This window comes from Streptomyces sp. DSM 118878, assembly GCF_052936595.1.
Map to the genome: position 1 here is coordinate 5,662,383 of NZ_CP193622.1, position 16,046 is coordinate 5,678,428.

The 16,046-nt window shown below is 71.0% G+C and carries 16 protein-coding genes; 7 read left to right on the plus strand and 9 right to left on the minus strand.

What is annotated here, in order from left to right:
• Positions 1 to 5: 5 nt before the first annotated feature.
• Together ACRAKF_RS25310 and ACRAKF_RS25315 are read right to left on the minus strand one after the other, a co-directional pair.
• On the minus strand, positions 6 to 602 hold the full coding sequence (locus ACRAKF_RS25310) for a DUF1003 domain-containing protein (protein WP_447039794.1): 597 nt from the start codon (positions 600 to 602) through the stop codon (positions 6 to 8).
• Entirely contained in the window at positions 589 to 1,869 is a 1,281-nt protein-coding gene (locus ACRAKF_RS25315; protein WP_447039795.1) for a magnesium transporter MgtE N-terminal domain-containing protein, read from the minus strand. Before ACRAKF_RS25315 ends, ACRAKF_RS25310 begins: the two co-directional genes overlap by 14 nt.
• A 189-nt stretch (positions 1,870 to 2,058) precedes the next feature.
• Between ACRAKF_RS25315 and ACRAKF_RS25320 the strand changes: the two genes are divergently transcribed.
• Complete coding sequence (locus ACRAKF_RS25320) at positions 2,059 to 2,826, plus strand: hypothetical protein (protein ID WP_447039797.1); 768 nt, start codon at positions 2,059 to 2,061, stop codon at positions 2,824 to 2,826.
• A gap of 71 nt (positions 2,827 to 2,897) precedes the next feature.
• Here ACRAKF_RS25320 and ACRAKF_RS25325 read toward each other — a convergent pair whose 3' ends face one another.
• The gene (locus tag ACRAKF_RS25325) at positions 2,898 to 3,410 is read right to left on the minus strand and encodes a hypothetical protein (RefSeq protein ID WP_447039799.1); all 513 of its coding nucleotides are present in this window, start codon (positions 3,408 to 3,410) and stop codon (positions 2,898 to 2,900) included.
• 23 nt (positions 3,411 to 3,433) lie between these two features.
• Entirely contained in the window at positions 3,434 to 4,561 is a 1,128-nt protein-coding gene (locus ACRAKF_RS25330) for a magnesium and cobalt transport protein CorA (protein ID WP_447039800.1), read from the minus strand.
• Between the two features lie 505 nt (positions 4,562 to 5,066).
• On the opposite strand from ACRAKF_RS25330, the gene ACRAKF_RS25335 reads away from it, so the two are divergent.
• Complete coding sequence (locus tag ACRAKF_RS25335; RefSeq protein WP_447039801.1) at positions 5,067 to 5,651, plus strand: suppressor of fused domain protein; 585 nt, start codon at positions 5,067 to 5,069, stop codon at positions 5,649 to 5,651.
• Between the two features lie 96 nt (positions 5,652 to 5,747).
• Here the strand turns inward: ACRAKF_RS25335 and ACRAKF_RS25340 are convergent, their stop codons facing one another.
• On the minus strand, positions 5,748 to 7,001 hold the full coding sequence (locus ACRAKF_RS25340; protein WP_447039803.1) for an MFS transporter: 1,254 nt from the start codon (positions 6,999 to 7,001) through the stop codon (positions 5,748 to 5,750).
• A gap of 191 nt (positions 7,002 to 7,192) precedes the next feature.
• Between ACRAKF_RS25340 and ACRAKF_RS25345 the strand changes: the two genes are divergently transcribed.
• The 3 genes from ACRAKF_RS25345 to ACRAKF_RS25355 all read left to right on the plus strand — a co-directional run bounded on the left by ACRAKF_RS25345 (position 7,193) and on the right by ACRAKF_RS25355 (position 9,661).
• Entirely contained in the window at positions 7,193 to 7,834 is a 642-nt protein-coding gene (locus ACRAKF_RS25345; RefSeq protein ID WP_447042160.1) for a DUF6758 family protein, read from the plus strand.
• Between the two features lie 200 nt (positions 7,835 to 8,034).
• Complete coding sequence (locus ACRAKF_RS25350; RefSeq protein ID WP_447039804.1) at positions 8,035 to 8,916, plus strand: PHP domain-containing protein; 882 nt, start codon at positions 8,035 to 8,037, stop codon at positions 8,914 to 8,916.
• Positions 8,917 to 9,055: 139 nt separating this feature from the next.
• On the plus strand, positions 9,056 to 9,661 hold the full coding sequence (locus ACRAKF_RS25355) for a MarC family protein (protein WP_447039805.1): 606 nt from the start codon (positions 9,056 to 9,058) through the stop codon (positions 9,659 to 9,661).
• Positions 9,662 to 9,785: 124 nt separating this feature from the next.
• On the opposite strand, the gene ACRAKF_RS25360 is transcribed toward ACRAKF_RS25355, so the two are convergent.
• Complete coding sequence (locus ACRAKF_RS25360) at positions 9,786 to 9,938, minus strand: hypothetical protein (protein ID WP_447039807.1); 153 nt, start codon at positions 9,936 to 9,938, stop codon at positions 9,786 to 9,788.
• A gap of 237 nt (positions 9,939 to 10,175) precedes the next feature.
• Between ACRAKF_RS25360 and ACRAKF_RS25365 the strand changes: the two genes are divergently transcribed.
• Entirely contained in the window at positions 10,176 to 11,105 is a 930-nt protein-coding gene (locus ACRAKF_RS25365; protein ID WP_447039809.1) for an NYN domain-containing protein, read from the plus strand.
• A 56-nt stretch (positions 11,106 to 11,161) separates the two neighbouring features.
• On the opposite strand, the gene ACRAKF_RS25370 is transcribed toward ACRAKF_RS25365, so the two are convergent.
• Positions 11,162 to 12,046: an alpha/beta fold hydrolase gene (locus ACRAKF_RS25370; RefSeq protein ID WP_447039811.1), complete on the minus strand. Its 885-nt coding sequence runs from the start codon at positions 12,044 to 12,046 to the stop codon at positions 11,162 to 11,164.
• Positions 12,047 to 12,189: 143 nt separating this feature from the next.
• Positions 12,190 to 14,406, minus strand: coding sequence for a DEAD/DEAH box helicase (locus ACRAKF_RS25375; RefSeq protein ID WP_447039812.1), 2,217 nt, complete (start codon positions 14,404 to 14,406; stop codon positions 12,190 to 12,192).
• A 510-nt stretch (positions 14,407 to 14,916) separates the two neighbouring features.
• Between ACRAKF_RS25375 and ACRAKF_RS25380 the strand changes: the two genes are divergently transcribed.
• Positions 14,917 to 15,654 (plus strand): ferritin-like fold-containing protein, encoded by a 738-nt coding sequence (locus ACRAKF_RS25380; RefSeq protein ID WP_447039813.1) that lies wholly within the window; start codon positions 14,917 to 14,919, stop codon positions 15,652 to 15,654.
• A 58-nt stretch (positions 15,655 to 15,712) separates the two neighbouring features.
• On the opposite strand, the gene ACRAKF_RS25385 is transcribed toward ACRAKF_RS25380, so the two are convergent.
• Positions 15,713 to 15,982 (minus strand): hypothetical protein, encoded by a 270-nt coding sequence (locus tag ACRAKF_RS25385; RefSeq protein WP_447039814.1) that lies wholly within the window; start codon positions 15,980 to 15,982, stop codon positions 15,713 to 15,715.
• Between the last annotated feature and the right edge of the window lie 64 nt (positions 15,983 to 16,046).

Below are 16,046 nucleotides of genomic sequence, written 5' to 3' on the forward strand. Positions count from 1 at the left end.
GGCGGTCAGCGGTCGTCTGCGTCACGTCCGCGTCCGCCCTCCGACGGGAACACCACGCGGCTCTCCGTCCGGCCGTCCAGGTGCTGCGCGAGCCGCTGCTCCTCCAGCTCCTTGACCAGATCCTGGAGCTCGGAGCGGATCCAGTCGCGGGTCGCGACTTCACCGAGGCCCATCCGCAGCGAGGCGATCTCGCGGGTGAGGTATTCGGTGTCCGCGATGGACCGCTCGTTCTGTTTGCGGTCCTGTTCGAGGTTGACGCGGTCGCGGTCGTCCTGGCGGTTCTGCGCGAGGAGGATCAGCGGGGCCGCGTACGACGCCTGGAGCGAGAGCATCAACGTCAGGAAGATGAACGGGTACTGGTCGAAGCGCAGGTGGTCGGGGGCCGCGATGTTCCACACCACCCACAGGATGATGACGACCGTCATCCAGACGATGAACCTGCCGGTGCCCAGGAAGCGCGCGATCCGCTCCGAGAGCCGCCCGAACGCCTCCGGGTCGTAGTCCGGCAGCAGCTTGGGGCGCGGGGTGCGCGGCTGGTCGAGACGGAACCGTGAGGTCCGCGTCTCGGCGCGGTTCTCGCGCTCCCGGTCAGCCGCCACCATGGTCCGCCGCCTCCTCCTCCAGATGGAACTCCGTCTCACGCCAGTCGTCGGGCAGCATGTGGTCCAGTACGTCGTCGACCGTGACCGCCCCGAGGAGCGCGCCGCCCTCGTCGACGACGGGCGCCGCCACCATGTCGTACGCCGCGAAGAACCCGGCGACGGTGGGCAGGGTGGCGCCCGGCGCCAGGGGCTGCAGGTCGTCGTCGATGATCGACCCGACGAGCGTGTACGGGGGATCGCGGAGCAGCCGCTGGAAGTGCACGGTGCCCAGGTACTTGCCGGTCGGCGTCTCGTCGGGCGGACGGCAGACGTAGACCTGGGCGGCGAGCGCGGGCGAGAGGTCCTCCATGCGGACGCGTGCCAGGGCGTCGGCGACCGTCGCGTCCGGGCGGAGCACGATCGGCTCGGTCGTCATCAGACCGCCGGCCGTGCGCTCCTCGTAGGCCATGAGGCGGCGCACGTCGGCGGCGTCGGCCGGCTGCATCAGGGCGAGCAGGCGCTCCTTGTCCTCCTCGGGCAGTTCGGCGAGGAGGTCGGCGGCGTCGTCGGGGTCCATGGCCTCCAGGACGTCGGCGGCGCGCTCCTCCTGGAGCTTGCCGAGGATCTCGATCTGGTCGTCCTCGGGCAGCTCTTCCAGGACGTCGGCGAGCCGGTCGTCGTCGAGCGCGGCGGCCACTTCGGCGCGGCGCTTGGGGGACAGGTGGTGCAGGATGTTGGCGAGGTCGGCCGGACGCAGCTGTTCGAAGGTGGCCAGGAGGTTCTCGGCGCCCTGCCCGTGCTCCTCCAGGGAGAAGCCGTCCACGGCGGCCCATTCGACGGTGAGGGTCTCGCCCTTGCGCCGGAAGGTGCCGCCCTTGCCCTTGCGTACGAAGACCCGGTCGATCTCCCAGTCGCGGCGGGCCGGAAGCTGCTGGACCGACACGTCGAGGACGGTCACCTCCTCGTCGGTCTCGACGAGGCGGACCCGGCGGTCGAGCATCTCGCCGATGACGAGCCGCTCGGTGGGCCGCTGCTCGAAGCGCCGTACGTTGAGCACGCCGGTGGTGATGACCTGGCCCGACTCGATGCCGGTGACGCGCGTCATGGGCAGGAAGATGTGGCGCCGGGTCGTCAGCTCGACGACGAGACCCAGCAGCCGCGGGGGCTTGCGGCCCACCCGGAGCATCGCCACGAGGTCGCGGACGCGGCCGACCTGGTCGCCGTTGGGGTCGAAGGCGGAGATGCCGGAGAGGTGGGACACGAAGACCCGGGGGGCGCCTGCCGCCATACGTGCGCCCCTTCCTGCTGTGGTTTCACGGTGTTTCGTCCGGCAATACGGGCTTCAGGCTAGCCCGTCCCGGTCGGACACGCCCCGGCGGAGGGTCCGTACGGACTGCCGCCGAGTCGCTCCCCCGGCACGGGTACGCTGCCGTACTGCCGAAGCCGTAGGCCGTCCGTACGAGAGGCAGCGCCACCTGTGACCGCACTTCCCCTGGCCAGCCGAGCCCGCAGGGCAGCGTTCGTGGGCGCGGTGTGCGCCGGCGTGGTCGTGGGCGCCACGAGTCTGACCGGGTGCGGCAGCGACGTGGACCCGGACGCGGGCACGAACGGCATCGGCAAGCTCCCGGCCACCAAGATCCAGAGCAAGGCCGGCAAGGTCGCGGAGGCGGCGTCGGGGGTACGGCTCTCCGGCACCGTGGTGAGCAAGGGGCACACGTACTCCCTCGACATGCGCCTCAAGGGCGACGGAGGCACCGGTTCCGTCACCTCCAAGGGGCAGACGTTCCAGTTGCTCCGCGTGGACGAGCAGCTCTTCCTGAAGGCCGACACGCGGTTCTGGACGCACCAGGACGACGGCAAGCAGTCTCAGGGCGCGGACGAGGCCGCGGCGGCCAAGCTGGACGGCAAGTACGTGAAGGTGCCGAAGGGCGATCCGGCCTATCAGCAGCTCAGCGGCTTCACCGACAAGGACGTGCTCCTCGCGGGCATGCTCACGCTCCACGGCGAGCTGGCCAAGGGCGACCGCGGCAAGACGGGCGCCACACGCACCATCAAGATCACCGGCGACAAGGGCGCGGGCGGCACGCTCAGCGTCGCCCTGGACGGCAAGCCCTACCCGCTGCGCCTGGAGCGCGGCGGCCACGCGGGCACGCTGGAACTCACGGAGTGGAACAAGGATTTCCCCCTCCAGGAGCCGGAGAAGACCGAGATGGTCGACTACGGGAAGCAACTGCCTACGTCGTAGAAGCGGGGCGCCCCGTAAGGGGCGCGGGGAACTGCGCGAGCGACCACGACGCACCCGCGGCCGAAGAGGACCTAGCCCCGCCGCCGCTTGAGAAGCAGCCGCGGCAGGGCCACCGGCGCAGGCAACCGCGTGGTCGCCACGCTGGGCAGGGGCGCAGCCGCGAGGGACCCGTCGGGCAGCCCGGGGACGACACCGCTGAGCGCCAGTCGCACGACCCTGCACTCCTGCGCCCACCGCTCGGTCATCCGCTCCGCGTCCGGCGCGTTGAGCCGCTTGCCCTTCAGCTCGGCGACAGCCGCCTCCCACTCCTCGGAGCGGGGCGGGAGCTCGCGGACCTCGGCCGTCCAGGCGACGACACGCCCGCCCTTGTCCTTGCTGCGTACGGTCACTTCGGCGGAGCCCCCGTCGACGAGCCCCGGCAGCGGCTGCTCGCCGGGGCCGTCGCCGACGAGGTGCGCGGCGCCCTCGTGCCAGACGTGCCACAGCGCCCGCGCGGGTGATCCCTCCCCCCGCACCCAGATGAGGCCGGACTTCTTGGTGGCCTCCTCGACGAGGGCGCGGCCGAGCAACGGGTCAGCAGTCATGGCGGCAGCCTATCGACTGGCGCTCAGAGCCAGCCGTTGCGCTTCAGGGTCCGGTGGATCGTGTAACAGGCGGCGCCGATGAGGGCGAGGACCATCGGGTAGCCGAACCGCCAGTGCAGCTCCGGCATGTGATCGAAGTTCATGCCGTACACCCCGCAGACGGCCGTCGGCACGGCGATGATCGCCGCCCACGAGGTGATCTTGCGCATGTCCTCGTTCTGCGCGACGGCGGCCTGCGCGAGGTTGGCCTGGAGGATCGAGTTGAGCAGCTCGTCGAAGCCGACGACCTGCTCCTGGACGCGCGTGAGGTGGTCGGCGACGTCACGGAAGTACTTCTGGATGTCGGGATCGACGAGCCGCATGGGCCGCTCACTGAGCAGCAGCATCGGCCGCAGGAGCGGCGAGACGGCCCGCTTGAACTCCAGGACCTCGCGCTTGAGCTGGTAGATCCGCCCGGCGTCGACGCCGCGCGCGGAGCCCTTGCCCTTGCTCGGGGCGGAGAACACCTCGGTCTCCACCTCGTCGATGTCGTCCTGCATCGCGTCGGCGACCGCGATGTAGCCGTCGACGACGTGGTCGGCGATGGTGTGCAGGACCGAGGAGGGGCCCTTGGCGAGCAGCTCGGGGTCCTCCTGGAGGCGGCGCCGCAGGGCGCGCAGCGAGCCGTGGCCGCCGTGCCGGACGGTGATGAAGAAATCCCGTCCGGTGAAGCACATCACCTCGCCGGTCTCCACGATCTCGCTGGTGGCCGTGAGCTCGGCGTGGTCGACGTAGTGGATGGTCTTGAAGACGGTGAAGAGCGTGTCGTCGTACCGCTCCAGCTTGGGCCGCTGGTGGGCGTGCACGGCGTCCTCGACGGCCAGTGGGTGCAGCCCGAACTCGGCGGCGATACCGCCGAATTCGGCCTCGGTCGGCTCGTGCAGGCCGATCCAGGCGAAGCCGCCCTCGCGGCGGACCTGGAGCATCGCCTCGTGCGGCGTGAGGGTGTCGGCGGACTCCACGCGCCGGCCGTCGCGGTAGACGGCGCAGTCGACGACGGCCGACGCGGCCTCGCGGGTCGCGTCGTAGGAGTCGTACGAGGAGGAGTAGTGGCCGTCCTCCTTGCGCAGCGAGGGGCGGACGACGGCACGAAGGTCGCGGATCATCGACATGGGCAGGCTCCTTCGACGGAGGCCGCCTGCAACGGTTGGAACTACCCGGAATGGGGACGTCCTGCGGTGAGAATGTTTGGCACGTCCGCAAAGCGGGGAGCACCGCACCGTCGCGGTGGCAGCTTCGCTACTGACACAGATCAGATAACTCAGACAGATCAGGTGAAACGAAGTGCTCTTCCGTCGCACACGGCATGAACAGTGCATGCGGTGGTGCGTGGTGAGTGTGCTTGCGCAGCTACCGGGCTGCGTGGATCACCGGGCGGAAGAGCGGGTGGTACTGCACGGTCGACTTCGTTCCATTGCAGCCCCACCTCCTCCGGCCGGTCCCCCGTAAGGGAAGTCCCATGCGCCCTCTGCGCCCGTGGCGCAAAGTCAGTGTCTGTCTGCAGGGCTTGAAAGCGACGCTTCTGCGTGCTGCCCTGAGCCAGCTGCCAACACTATCAGCCGACTGAAGTGTCAAGCCCCCGCTTTGCCCTTCACTGACGAGTTCTATGCTCGCGTCATGGCAGATGTTCTTGCGCTGGTCGAGGCCCGTCTCCGCACCGGCCTCGGAGAACCCGACGCGCGCGCCGCGGTGACCTTCCTCGGCACCGACCGCGTCGAAGTGCTGCGGTTCACGGACGGGGACGTGGTGCGATACGCCACGCTCGGCATGTCCGCCCAGCCGATGGCCGACCCGACCGCCGCGCTCGCCGACCCCGTCAAGGGCCCGCGCGCCGAGCTGGTGCTCTCCGTACGCGGTGGTCTCGCCGACACGGACAAGGTGCTGCGCCCGCTCGCGGTGCTCGCCGCGTCGCCGCAGGTGGAGGGCCTCGTCGTGGTGCCCGGCGCCTCGCTGGACGTGGGGGAACCGCTGTGGCCGGGCGCGCCGTTCACCTCGGTGCTCGTCGCGGAGCCGGGGGGTCTGGTGGAGGACCTGGACCTCGACGAACCCATGGAGCCCGTACGGTTCCTGCCGCTGCTGCCCATGACGGCGAACGAGGCGGCGTGGAAGCGGGTGCACGGTGCGGCGGCCCTGCGGGAGCGCTGGCTGAACAGCGGAACGGACCTGCGCGATCCGCTGCGCAAGTCCGTGCCGCTGGACTGAAGTCCCCTGGGGGACGGAACAGTTGGACGGGCCAGTCGGACGGGCCAGTTGGACGGACCAGTCGGACGGGTCAGTCGGACGGACCAGTCGGACGGGTCAGTTGGCGAAGACGCCGACGCCGTCCTCGGTGGCGTGCTTCGGCTCCAGTTCCTCGGCCTCGCCGGTGAGCGAGTCGCGGCGCACCCAGACCACGCCCGCGCCGAGCACCGCCGTGACGGCCGCGACCACGAACGGGATGTGGATGTCGCTCCACTCCTCGATCTTCGGCGCGAAGAACGGCGCGGCGGCCGCCGCGAACCAGCGCACGAAGTTGTAGCCGGCGCTCGCCACGGGGCGGGGCGCGTCCGAGACGCCGAGGGCGAGCTCGGTGTAGACGGTGTTGTTCACGCCGATGAACGCGCCGGACAGGATCGTGCAGACGATGGCCGTGGTGTGATCGCCGTAGCCGAGCACGAGTACGTCCACGGCGAGCAGCACCAGTGAACCGCCGAGCACCTTCAGCGACCCGAACCGCTTCTGGAGGCGCGGCGCGACCAGCACGGAGAAGACCGCGAGCAGCAGGCCCCAGGCGAAGAAGACCGCGCCTGACTTGTACGGGGTCATGTTCAGCACGAACGGCGTGAAGGCCAGCACCGTGAAGAACGTGTAGTTGTAGAAGAACGCCGATGCCGCCGCGGAGGCCAGTCCGCCGTGGCCGAGCGCCTTGATCGGGTCGAGCAGCGAGGTCTTCCTCGCGGGCCGCGGCTGTTCCTTGAGGAACGCCGTGATGCAGAGGAAGCCGATCGCCATCAGCGCGGCGGTGCCGAAGAACGGGTAGCGCCAGCTCGCGTCGCCGAGCAGCGCGCCGACCAGCGGCCCGCAGGCCATGCCGAGCCCGAGCGCGGACTCGTACAGCAGGATCGCGGCGGCGCTGCCGCCCGCCGCCGCGCCGACGATGACGGCGAGGGCGGTCGAGACGAAGAGCGCGTTGCCGAGCCCCCAGCCGGCCCGGAACCCGACGAGTTCGCCCACCGAGCCGGAGGTTCCGGAGAGGGCGGCGAAGACCACGACGAGTGCGAGGCCGAGGAGCAGGGTCTTCTTGCCGCCGATGCGGCTGGAGACGAAGCCGGTCACCAGCATCGCGATGGCGGTGATCAGGAAGTACGAGGTGAACAGGAGGGAGACCTGGCTCGCGCTCGCGTCCAGGCCCTCGGCGATGGAGGGCAGGATCGGGTCGACGAGCCCGATGCCCATGAAGGCGACGACGGACGCGCCGGCCGTGGCCCACACGGCCTTCGGCTGGCGCAGGATGCTGCCCGCCCCGACGTCGAACGGGTCCCCTTCCGCGGGACCCCCTGTGCTGCTGTTCATACAGCCGCTCCTTCGCTGCTTCCACAGCGGTCGATACGGTCGATACGGTCGATAAATATCGTTGACGTATACACATATTAAGTTAGCAAGGCTAATGAGTGCAAGCTACACCTAGTTTTCCCCGGTGACAGGGCCACCGGACGGGTGATCGTCCTTGACGGGGCGACGACCGGGGAGGACCGTTGAGCAACATGAGGGGCGAACCCAGTTGCCCGAAGTGTGGTGGCCGGGTCAGGGCTCCCGGTCTCTTTGCCGACTCCTGGCAGTGCGATGCGCACGGCACCGTGCATCCGGTCCAGCCCGTGATCCCACCCAGCGTGGAGGCGGTCCAGGTCGTGGTGCACCGGACCCAGGTCCCGGTGTGGATGCCGTGGCCGTTGCCGGTCGGCTGGCTGTTCACGGGCGTGGCCTGCGCGGGAGATGACAGGGGCGGCGGCAGGGCGACCGCGGTGGCCTGCTCGGGACCCGCCCCGCTCGGTGGCGTCGGTGAGCTGGTGCTCGTCGCCGAGGAACTGGGCGTCGGCCTCGGCGCGCGGTACGCGGGCGTCGATGGACCCGATCCCGGGCCCTATATGAACGTCGACAAACCGCCGCAGGCCAAGGTGCTCGCCGCGGGGCGCCCCACGGCGCTGTGGCACGTGTCGGGGACGCCGGACGACCGCGCCGTCTTCGCGGGCGAGGCGCGCGGCCTGTGGCTGTGGGCCATCGCCTGGCCCGAGCAGTCGGGACTCCTGATGTACGACGAGCTGGTCCTCACGGATCTGCGGGACGCGGGCGCCGAGGTGGACCTCCTGCCCTGCGGGGCACTGTCACCGCGTCTGCTCATGCCTTGACGGCACAGGACTTGAGACGGCGGGAGGGCTTCGCGGTGCCTGGGGTGCTTGCGGTGCCTGGGGGGCTTGCGCTTGCGGCGCCGGAAGGTGCTGGGACCGCCGTGAGGGACGCCTCGGCGGGGGCGGGCGGGGGAGTGTTCGCGTCCCGTTATCCTTGAGCGTCCCCGCCGTCCGCCCCGTCAGAGCCTGGAGTCAGCATCGTGCGCATCGATCTGCACACTCACTCCACCGCGTCGGACGGCACGGACACCCCCGCCGAGCTGGTGCGCAACGCCGCCGCCGCGGGTCTCGACGTCGTCGCGCTGACCGACCACGACACCACGCGGGGCTACGCGGAGGCGATCGCCGCCGTGCGCGAGCTGCCGGGGCCGGCGCGGCTGAGCCTCGTCACCGGCGCGGAACTCTCCTGCCGTCTCGACGGCGTGGGCCTGCACATGCTGGCGTACCTCTTCGACCCCGAGGAGCCGGAGCTCGCCCGCGAGCGCGAGCTGGTCCGCGACGACCGCGTGCCGCGCGCCAAGACGATGATCGGCAAGCTCCGTGAGCTGGGCGTGGACGTGACCTGGGAGCAGGTGGCGCGCATCGCGGGGGACGGCTCGGTCGGCCGCCCGCACATAGCCGAGGCCCTCGTCGAACTGGGCGTCGTGCCGACCGTCTCGGACGCCTTCACCCCGCAGTGGCTCGCCGATGGTGGCCGTGCCTACGCCGACAAGCACGAGCTCGACCCCTTCGACGCCATCCGCCTGGTCAAGGCGGCCGGCGGTGTCACCGTCTTCGCGCACCCCGCCGCAGTCAAGCGCGGCCAGGTCGTGCCCGAGGCCGCCATCGCCGAGCTGGCGGCGGCGGGTCTCGACGGCATCGAGACCGACCACATGGACCACGCTCCCGAGACCAGGGCCGGTCTGCGCGGCCTCGCGGCGGACCTCGGCCTGCTGGCCACCGGCTCCAGCGACTACCACGGCAGCCGCAAGACGTGCGTGCTCGGGGAGTTCACCACCGACCCCGAGGTCTACGGCGAGATCACCCGCCGGGCCACGGGCGCCTTCCCCGTCCCGGGCGCGGGCGGAAGCCCGGCCGCGTAAGACCGCTCTCCCTCTCTCCCCCCTCACCTTCTCTCCGCGTCCCACTGTTCCCGCGGCGGCGGCCACCGTGCCCCGCGCCCGGCGCCGGTCGGCGCGGCCCCTCCGTACGACCTGCTACGACTCTCTGCAAGGCATCACTGTGTTCGACGTCGCCGTATTCGGCTCCCTCTTCCTCACCCTGTTCGTGATCATGGACCCGCCGGGAATCACCCCGATCTTCCTCGGCCTGACCTCGGGACGGCCCGCCAAGGTGCAGCAGCGGATGGCCTTCCAGGCCGTCTGCGTCGCCTTCGGCGTGATCTCGGTGTTCGGCCTCGTGGGCCACCAGATCCTGGACTACCTGCACGTCTCCGTCCCCGCGCTGATGATCGCGGGCGGTCTCCTGCTGCTGCTCATCGCGCTCGACCTGCTCACCGGCAAGACGGACGAGCCGAAGCAGACCAAGGACGTCAACGTCGCCCTCGTCCCGCTCGGCATGCCGCTGCTCGCCGGTCCCGGCGCCATCGTGTCGGTCATCCTGGCCGTCCAGGACGCCGACAGCATCGGCACGCAGGTCTCCGTCTGGTCGGCGATCGTGGCGATGCACGTGGTGCTCTGGCTGGTGATGCGGTACTCGCTGCTGATCATCCGGGTCATCAAGGACGGCGGCGTCGTCCTCGTGACGCGGCTCGCCGGCATGATGCTCTCCGCCATCGCAGTGCAGCAGATCATCAACGGCGTCACGCAGGTGATCAACGGCGGCTGAGACGGCCGCCTGGGCGCGAAGGCCATGGATGCGCGAACGCCATGGATGCCCGAATGCCGTGGACGCAGGAAGGGCCCCGTACGGTTTCGTACGGGGCCCTTCGTCGTCTGCTGCGTCGTCTGCGTTACGAGGCCGAGGATTCGGCCGGCCGGATGTATATGCGCTGGCCGACTGCTGCGGCCTGCTGCACGATCCGGTTGACGGAGGCGGCGTCTACGACGGTGCTGTCCACGGCGTTACCGTCGACGTCGTCGAGTCGCATGATTTCGAAGCGCATGGGCTTCTCCCTTCGTCTGGTCATCCTCCTGAAGGAGAACTACTAGAGATGGCCAGGCCATTGCCTGTCCGTTAAGTGTGGGTTGCGGAGCTACTGTGCCCCGCGTTCCTGATGGGTAAAACGAGTTGCCCCCTGCAAACATTCCCTACGCTAAGGAAATTTTTCGAGTACCTAATTACCTGCGAGTAGCGGCACCGGTTGTGTTCGCTGTGTGACCAGCGGGAGACTGGGCCTTCTATGAACGACGCCGACCACAACGCAGCCGACTACCGCCACAGCGCCGCTGACATCAGCGCTCAGCTGGAGCGCACCAACGGACTGCTTGAGCGCATGCTCGCCGAGGTGGCGAAGACCCCGTCCACGCACGCGATCTTCGTCGACGCCGGGTATCTGTACGCGGCCACGGGCCGGCTCGCCACCGGTACGGAGGACCGGCGGGCCTTCGACCTCGACGCCGAGGGGCTCATCGAGGCGCTCATCGACAAGGCCCGCACGATCTTCGCCGACAGCAGGCTGTTGCGGGTCTACTGGTACGACGGGGCCAGGCGTCGCATCCACACCACCGAACAGCAGTCGATCGCGGAGCTCCCCGACGTCAAGGTCAGGCTCGGCAACCTCAACGCCAACAACCAGCAGAAGGGCGTCGACTCCCTCATCCGCAGTGACCTGGAGTCACTGGCCAGACACCGTGCCATCAGCGACGCCGCGCTCATCGGCGGCGACGAGGACCTGGTCTCGGCGGTCGAGGCCGCGCAGGGGTACGGCGCGCGCGTCCACCTCTGGGGCATCGAGGCACCCGAGGGGCGCAACCAGGCCGAGCCGCTGCTGTGGGAGGTCGACAGCCAGCGGACGTTCGACCTCGACTTCTTCAAGCCGTACGTGAGCCGGCGCGTCGTCACGTCGTACGAGCCCGGGCCCACCGCGCAGCGGCCCTCCCGCGAGGACGTCCGTTTCGTCGGCGCGCAGATCGCCGCGAAGTGGCTTGCCGCGCGGGGGCGCGACGCGCTGGTCGGGCTGCTGCCGGGCCACCCGTACCTGCCCGGCTCCGTGGACCAGGAACTGCTCGTGGAGGCGGAGCGGCTGCTGCAGTATTCGCTTCGGGGGCAGTCCGATCTGCGGAGGTCGTTGCGGGACGGGTTCTGGGAGCACTTGCAGACGCTGTACTGAGGCTGGCTCCCTCCTTCCGTGGTTCCCCCTTCGGTGGCTCCCCCTCCCGTGGCTCTCTACGGCAAGCCGTTCCAGAAGGCGGTCAGTGCCGCGGCCGTCTCGTGCGGGCGGTCCGTGTTGGGGGAGTGCTCGGCGCCCCTGATCACCGTGCGGTGTGCGCTCAGGCGGGCCGCCATGTCGTCCAGGAGCGGTAGGGGCCAGGTGTCGTCGCGTTCGCCCGAGACCACGTGCTTGGGCAGCGGCGCGGCGGCGAGTTCCGCCACGCGGTCCGGCTCCCTGGCGAGCTGCCCGCCGGTGGCGATGAGCTGGGCGGGGTTGTGCCGCAGCCAGCGGGCGCGCAGGGCCTCGCTGTCGTCCGCGCCCTCGGCCGTGGTGCCGCCGGTGTCGGCGTCCTGCGGGGGCGGCGGTTCCATGGCCCGCATCGCCTGCCAGACCTCCTCCATCGACAGCACCGCGAGGGCGTCCGCCAGCATCTTGGCGCGGGCCTGCTGGGCCGGGACGACCGCCGCGGGGCCCGAGGACATCAGCGTGAGCGAGGCGAAGGTCTCCGGGGCGAGGAGCACGGCCGCGCGGGCGATCTGGCCGCCCAGGGAGTGGCCCAGGAGGTGCGGCCGGGCCGGGGCGTCCAGGGCCGCCGCCTGGGCGAGGACGTCGCGGGCCAGCTCGTGCTGCGCGTACGCCGCTACGTCGGCGGGGCCCGCGGTCTCGTACTGGCCGCGGCCGTCCACGGTGACGGCGCGGTAGCCCGCGGCGGTCAGGGGCTCCAGGAGGGCGATGAAGTCCTCCTTGCTGCCGGTGAAGCCGGGGAGCAGCAGAACGGTCCCGCGTACCTCGGAGCCCGCCGCGGGCACGGCGTCCAGGGTGGCGAAGGCGCCGCGGGGGGTGTGGAGCGTGCGGGCTGCCGCGCAGGGCGGCGGGGTGAAGGTGGGCGGACGGCTCATGGCACCGAGGCTAATGCCGGCCCCTGGGCCTTGGGCGCATGGGGCTCTGCCTGCCTCGGGGGGGGAGCGGGATGAGGATCCGCCGGGCACGCGGAAGGCCCGCATCCGGGTGGATGCGGGCCTTCACGATGCGGAGGGGGAGATCAGCTCTCCGGGGTCTCCACGGGCTCTGCCTTCTTGCGCGTACGGCGACGCGGGGCCGCGACAGTAGCCTCGGCCTCGGGCGTCGGCTCCGGAGCGGCAGCCACCTTCCGCGTACGGCGACGCGGCTTCGGCTCCTCCGACGACTGCGCCGGAATCTCCGCCTCGGCGACGGGTTCCGCGGCCTTGCGGGTCCTCCGCTTGGGCTTCTCTTCGGCCGTGGCCGCCTCGGCGACGGGTTCGGCAGCCTTGCGGGTGCGTCGCTTCGGCTTCTCTTCGGCGGGAGCTTCCGCTTCGGTCACCGGTTCCGCGGCCTTGCGGGTGCGTCGCTTGGGCTTCTCTTCGGCGGGAGCCGCCTCGGCCACGGGCTCCGCGGCCTTGCGGGTGCGTCGCTTGGGCTTCTCCTCGGCGGGAGCTTCCACCTCGGCGACGGGCTCGGCGGCCTTGCGGGTGCGCCGCTTGGGCTTCTCCTCGGCGGGAGCTTCCACCTCGGCGACGGGCTCGGCGGCCTTGCGGGTGCGCCGCTTGGGCTTCTCCTCGGCGGGAGCCGCCTCGGTCACCGGCTCGGCGGCCTTGCGGGTGCGCCGCTTGGGCTTCTCCTCGGCCGGGGCCGCCTCGGTCACCGGCTCGGCGGCCTTGCGGGTCCGCCGCTTCGGCTTCTCCTCGACCGGGGCTTCGGCCGGGGCTTCGACCGAGGTCTCGACCGGGGCCTCGGCCACCGCCGTCGCCGCGGTCTCGACGACCGCCTCGGTGGCTACCGCCTCCGCACCGCCGGCCCCACGCGTCCGGCGACGCCGCCGCGGGGTGCGCGGCTCCGACGGCTCCGTGGCGGTGGGCGCCGCGGGAGCCGCCGCTCGGGGGGCCTCCGTGGTCACCGGCACCGCCGGGGTGTCCAGCGGGCTGCCGGCCCGGGTGCGGCGGCGGCGCCGCGGCGTACGCGCGGGACGCTCCTGCTCGGGGGCCGGGGCGGCTGCCGCGGCCGGACGGCCGCGGTCCTTGCTCCGGCCGCTGCCCCGGCCACGTCCACCCGTCTCGCCGAGGTCTTCGATCTCCTCGGCGCGCAGACCCGCACGGGTCCGCTCGACGCGCGGCAGGACACCCTTGGTGCCCACCGGGATGTTCAGCTCCTCGTAGAGGTGAGGGGAGCTGGAGTAGGTCTCGACCGGGTCGCTGAGGCCCAGGTCGAGCGCCTTGTTGATCAGCTGCCAGCGCGGGATGTCGTCCCAGTCGACCAGCGTGATCGCGATGCCCTTGGCGCCCGCGCGGCCGGTGCGGCCGATGCGGTGCAGGTAGGTCTTCTCGTCCTCGGGGGACTGGTAGTTGATGACGTGCGTGACGCCACCGACGTCGATGCCGCGCGCGGCGACGTCCGTGCAGACCAGCACGTCCACCTTGCCGTTGCGGAACGCCCGCAGCGCCTGCTCACGCGCGCCCTGGCCGAGGTCGCCGTGGACGGCGCCCGAGGCGAAGCCACGCTTCTCGAGCTGCTCGGCGATGTCCGCGGCGGTCCGCTTCGTACGGCAGAAGATCATCGCTAGTCCGCGGCCCTCGGCCTGGAGGATGCGCGAGACCATCTCGGGCTTGTCCATGTTGTGCGCGCGGTACACGTGCTGCTTCGTGTTCGCGACGGTCTGGCCCTCGTCGTCCGGCGCGGTGGCGCGGATGTGCGTGGGCTGCGACATGTAGCGACGGGCGAGGCCGATGACGGCGCCCGGCATGGTCGCCGAGAACAGCATCGTCTGGCGCTTCGCCGGAAGCATGTTGATGATCTTCTCGACGTCGGGCAGGAAGCCCAGGTCGAGCATCTCGTCGGCCTCGTCGAGGACCAGGCACTTGATCTGCTTGAGGTCGAGCTTGCGCTGGCCTGCGAGGTCGAGGAGACGACCCGGCGTGCCGACGACGATGTCGATGCCCTTCTTGAGGGCCTCGACCTGCGGCTCGTACGCACGGCCGCCGTATATGGCGAGGACGCGGACGTTGCGCGCCTTGCCCGCGGTCAGCAGGTCGTTCGTCACCTGCTGGCAGAGCTCGCGGGTGGGGACGACGATGAGGGCCTGCGGCGCCTCGGTGAGCTGCTCGGGCGTGGCGCGGCCGGCCTCGACGTCGGCGGGGACGATCACGCGCTCGAGGAGCGGGAGCCCGAAGCCGAGCGTCTTGCCGGTGCCGGTCTTGGCCTGGCCGATGACGTCCGAGCCCGAGAGGGCGACGGGGAGGGTCATCTCCTGGATGGGAAAGGGACTGATGATGCCGACGGCTTCCAGCGCCTCGGCCGTCTCGGGAAGAATCCCGAGATCTCGGAAAGTCGTAGTCAGGGCTATGCCTCTTCTGTGAGACGCGGCGTGAGGCGAACGCTGGGGGTCGTGACCGTGCCACTACCGCCGGGGCCGCTTGTCGGGCGGGCCGGGGGCGCGGGACCACTGCCGGCGCTCGAGCGCTCTTACCGCTGAGGTTCCCTCCTCATGCCGTCCGCATCCGCGCGGACCGCCCGGAGGGCTGTCGGGTCGGAGCCGATCGGGCCACCGACCGGGCATCCTCATTCGTAGGCCCGCCGAGTCTCCAGCGGGCGCATTACCACTGTACCCCGGAATCTCGCATGCGTGTCCGGCGAATTCGTCACATGGTCACGGTCACAGTTGGCGCATGTTCGCGGTCGCGGTCGGCGCATGCTCGCGGTCGCAGTCGCTGGCCAGGTCCTTACGAGGTACCGCAAGCGGGCTATTGTGCGCATCATGGAGACGCCTGACACCGCCGCTGAATCCGCCGCCGAACCCACCGGGGTAGCCGCCCAGGACTGGACGAAAGCCTCCGCCGAGCCGCACTACCGCGCCGCGGTCGTGGATCTGCTCGGCGCGCTCGCCTACGGAGAGCTCGCGGCGTTCGAGCGGCTCGCGGAGGACGCGAAGCTCGCGCCGACGCTCGGCGACAAGGCGGAGCTGGCGAAGATGGCGTCGGCGGAGTTCCACCACTTCGAGCAGTTGCGGAACCGGCTCTCGGAGATCGGCGCGGAGCCGACGGAGGCCATGGAGCCCTTCGTCGCCGCGCTCGACGGCTTCCACCGCCAGACGGCGCCTTCGGACTGGCTGGAGGGCCTGGTCAAGGCGTACGTGGGTGACTCGATCGCCAGTGACTTCTACCGCGAGGTGGCGGCACGGCTCGACGCCGATACGCGTGAACTCGTCCTCGCCGTCCTCGACGACACCGGCCACGCGAGCTTCGCCGTGGAGAAGGTGCGGGCCGCGATCGACGCGGATCCGCGCCTCGGCGGGCGGCTGGCGCTCTGGGCGCGCCGTCTGATGGGCGAGGCACTCTCGCAGTCGCAGCGGGTCGTCGCCGACCGGGACGCCCTGTCGACGATGCTGGTCGGCGGCGTGGCCGACGGCTTCGACCTCGCCGAGGTCGGCCGCATGTTCTCGCGCATCACCGAGGCGCACACGAAGCGGATGGCGGCGCTGGGCCTGGCGGCCTAGCCGCCGGACGCGCCGCCGCGGGCATGTGGCGGCGGCGCACCGCCCGGTCTGGCGGCGATCAGGCCGTCGCCGAGCGGCGCAGTCTGCCGCCGGTGGGGCGGAGCAGCAGCGAGAGCAGGGCCACCGATACGGCGACCGCTCCCAGGAGCGTCGCGACGACGTGGCCGGGACCGAGCGCCATGTGGGTGATGAAGGCGCCGACGAGAGCGCCCACCGGGCCCGTCGCCAGGACGAGGCTGCGCGCGGGCAGCCGGTGGCCCAGTCGGTGTGCCGTGGCCAGCGCCAGGGCGAGGCCCAGCAAGGTGGAGCCAAGTGCTTCCAGAATCACGGAGGTGCCCTCCCTCGCGGCCAGGTGCAAATCGGTCCTAGCCGGTCTACCCCGGGCGGTCGGA